This window comes from Micromonospora sp. (assembly GCF_048594385.1).
Lineage (GTDB): Bacteria > Actinomycetota > Actinomycetes > Mycobacteriales > Micromonosporaceae > Micromonospora > Micromonospora wenchangensis.
On sequence record NZ_JBMDWU010000581.1, the window covers coordinates 1 to 2,788 of the forward strand.

At 75.4% G+C, this 2,788-nt stretch carries 4 protein-coding genes and 1 pseudogene; 1 reads left to right on the forward strand and 4 read right to left on the reverse strand.

Annotated elements, in window-relative coordinates:
• Nucleotides 1–129: 129 nt before the first annotated feature.
• Nucleotides 130–600: a hypothetical protein gene (locus ACOJTC_RS30495; protein WP_420119470.1), complete on the forward strand. Its 471-nt coding sequence runs from the start codon at nt 130–132 to the stop codon at nt 598–600.
• Between the two features lie 45 nt (nt 601–645).
• On the opposite strand, the gene ACOJTC_RS30500 is transcribed toward ACOJTC_RS30495, so the two are convergent.
• From ACOJTC_RS30500 to ACOJTC_RS30515, 4 genes and pseudogenes are all read right to left on the reverse strand, one after another.
• A complete protein-coding gene (locus ACOJTC_RS30500; protein WP_420119471.1) occupies nt 646–1,425 on the reverse strand; it encodes an IclR family transcriptional regulator in 780 nt (259 codons plus the stop codon).
• 1 nt (nt 1,426) lies between these two features.
• Entirely contained in the window at nt 1,427–1,807 is a 381-nt protein-coding gene (gene pcaC / locus ACOJTC_RS30505) for a 4-carboxymuconolactone decarboxylase (RefSeq protein ID WP_420119472.1), read from the reverse strand.
• Nucleotides 1,807–2,580 (reverse strand): 3-oxoadipate enol-lactonase, encoded by a 774-nt coding sequence (gene pcaD / locus ACOJTC_RS30510; RefSeq protein ID WP_420119473.1) that lies wholly within the window; start codon nt 2,578–2,580, stop codon nt 1,807–1,809. The genes pcaC and pcaD overlap by 1 nt, the downstream gene beginning before the upstream one ends.
• Nucleotides 2,577–2,788 (reverse strand): annotated as a pseudogene (locus tag ACOJTC_RS30515) (3-carboxy-cis,cis-muconate cycloisomerase); the annotation flags it as partial. The gene pcaD and the pseudogene ACOJTC_RS30515, both read right to left, overlap by 4 nt.

A 2,788-nucleotide genomic window follows, 5' to 3' on the forward strand; every position in this document is an offset into this window, starting at 1 on the left:
GGGGGGGTGCCGGGGGGGGGGGGGGGGGCGCCCCGCCCCCCCCCCCCCCCCCCCCGACCCCCGGGTGCCCGGACGACGGGCGGCGCTGCGGGGGTGCCCGGACGACGGGCGGTGTTCTAGGGTGCCGGAATGACGAGCGAACCCCGGGAGGCGGAATCCCGCATCGGGCCGGTCGGCGCGCTGCTCTGCCGGCTGGTCTTCGTGGCCATCTGCCTGCCCGGCCCGATCCTGCTCGCCGCCGACGTGACCGGCAACCTGCCGTTGTCCACCGGGGAGCGCTGGGGAACCGTCGCCGGCGGGGTGTTCACCACGATCGTCGGGTTCGGCTTCGGTATCTTCGGCTGGCGGGTGGTCGACCGGTCCCGCAGCGACGCCCGCCGGCTCGACGCCACCGGGGTCGCCGCCACCGCCGAGATCCTCACCGTGGCGCACCACCTCGGCGGGGAGAGCCCGGAACTCGACCTGCACGTGCGGATCAGCGGGCCCGGCTTCGCCCCCTTCGAGGCGGACACGGTCCGGCCCGACGACCCGGGACTCGTGCCCGGCAGGCTGCTGACCGCCGTCGTGGACCCGACGAGCCGGCTCTACCGGGTCCAGTGACGACAGGGCTCAGGTGCCGACGGGCCCGGGGCGGTGGCGGCCGGTTCAGGACGGGCCGCGCAGGTCCTCCTCGATCCGCCCGGCCGTAGCCAGCAACGGTGGGAGCAGTTCCCGCCGGATCAGCTCGAACGACCCCCGGCTGGCGTGTGCGGACAGGTTCACCGCCGCCACCACCGACCCGTGCGGGCCGTGGATCGGCGCGGCCAGCGACCGCAACCCCTCCTCCAGTTCCTGGTCCACGATCGCGTACCCCTGGGCGGCGATCTTCGTCAGAATCGCCCGCAGCTTCGCCGGGTCGGTGACGGTCCGCCGGGTCAACTGTTGCAGCCGCGCGGTGGCGAGGTAGTCGTCCAGCCGGTCTGCGGGTTGCGCCGCGAGCAGCACCCGACCCATCGACGTGGCGTACGCGGGGAACCGGGTGCCGACGCTGATCCCCACCGTCATGATCCGTCGGGTGGGCACCCGGGCGACGTAGACCACCTCGTCGCCGTCGAGCACCGACACCGAGCACGACTCGTGCACCTGCGCGACCAGCGCCTCCATGTGCGGTTGGGCGATCTCGGGCAGGCCCAGGCCGGACAGGTAGGCGTAGCCGAGGGCGAGGATCCGCGCCCGCAGCGAGAACAGCCGGCCGTCGGTGTGCACGTACCCCAGGTCGACCAGGGTGAGCAGGAACCGGCGGGCCGCGGCCCGGGTCAGCCCGGTACGGCGGGCCACGTCACTCAGGGTGAGCTGCGGATGCTCGGCGTCGAACGCCCGGATCACCGCGAGCCCGCGCTCCAGCGACTGCACGAACTCCGGTGACCGTGCCGCCTGACCGCCCACCTCACCCAGCCTCCCGCCGCAGGGCCTCCCGGGCCACCGTGAACGCCCGGTTCGCCGCCGGTACGCCAGCGTAGACGCCCACCTGGAGCAGGATCTCCGCCACCTCCTGTTCGGTCAGCCCGTTGCCCAGCGCGGCCCGCACGTGCATCGCCAGCTCCTCCTCGTGGCGCAGGGCGGCGAGCACCGCGAGGGTGACGCAGCTACGGGTACGCCGGTCGAGGCCGGGCCGGGTCCACACCTCACCCCAGGCGTAGCGGGTGATGAAGTCCTGGAAGTCGGCGGTGAACGCGTCGGTGCCGGCGACCGCGCGGTCGACGTGCGCGTCACCGAGCACCTGCCGGCGTACGGTCATGCCGGCCTCGTGCCGTTCGCGGTCGTCCATCAGTCACCCGCCTGGTCGAAGTGGTCCCGCAGGAGTCGGCCCACCGGCCCGGGTCGCTCGACGTTGGCCAGGTGCGCCGCCGCGTCGAGGACGACCAGCCGCGCCCCGGGGACCAGGTCGACGATCTCCCGGGCGTGCCCGACGGGGATCGCCGGGTCGTCCGCACCCGCGACGACAAGCGTCGGCGCCCCGATCCGGGGCAGATCGGGGCGCAGGTCCAGGGCGGCGATCGCCTCGCAGCAGGACGCGTAGCCGGCCGGGGAGGTCGCGGTCAGCATCGCGCGGTACCCGGCCACCAGAGCCGGGTTGGCGGCGGCGAACGGCGGAGTGAACCAGCGGGCCACCACCGCGTCGGCGATCGCCGGCAGGCCACCGGCACGGACCGTGGCCGCCCGTTGCCGCCACGGTTCGGGTGGGCCGAGCCGGGCCGAGGTGCACAGCAGGGCGAGCCGGCGCACCCGGTCGGGCGCGTGGGCGGCGAGCCACATGCCGACCATGCCGCCCAGCGACAGCCCCGCGTAGTGGACCCACGGCACGTCGAGGTGGTCCAGCGTCCGCAGCACCTCCCGGCCCAGCAGATCCACGGTGTACGGCCCGGTGGGCGTCGCCGAGCGGCCGTGGCCCAGGTGGTCGTACCGGATCACCCGCAACCGTTCGGTCAGCGCCGCGACCTGGGGTTCCCACATCGCGCCGGTGGTGCCGAGGGACCTGCCGAGCAGCAGCACCGGCGCGGTGGGCGGGCCGTCGATCCTCAGGTGCAGCCGGGAGGTCACGACCCGGCGTCCCGGGCGGCGGCCAGCGCGGCGTCGACGAACCGGCCGGCGGACCCGAGCCACCGGTCCGGGTCGAGCGCCTCGTCGACCTCCGCCCCGGACAGGTGGGCGCGGATCTCGGGGTCGGCGAGCAGCGCGGCGCGGAACGCGGGTGCGGCGGCGGCGCGGGCGACCAGGTCGTGCGCGACGTCGCGGCCGACGGCGGGGG

Excerpts from the sequence above, each read along its gene's own strand:
- pcaC (WP_420119472.1), bottom strand. The coding sequence starts at position 1,807 with ATGGACGACCGCGAACGGCACGAGGCCGGCATGACCGTACGCCGGCAG.
- ACOJTC_RS30495 (WP_420119470.1), top strand. The coding sequence starts at position 130 with ATGACGAGCGAACCCCGGGAGGCGGAATCCCGCATCGGGCCGGTCGGC.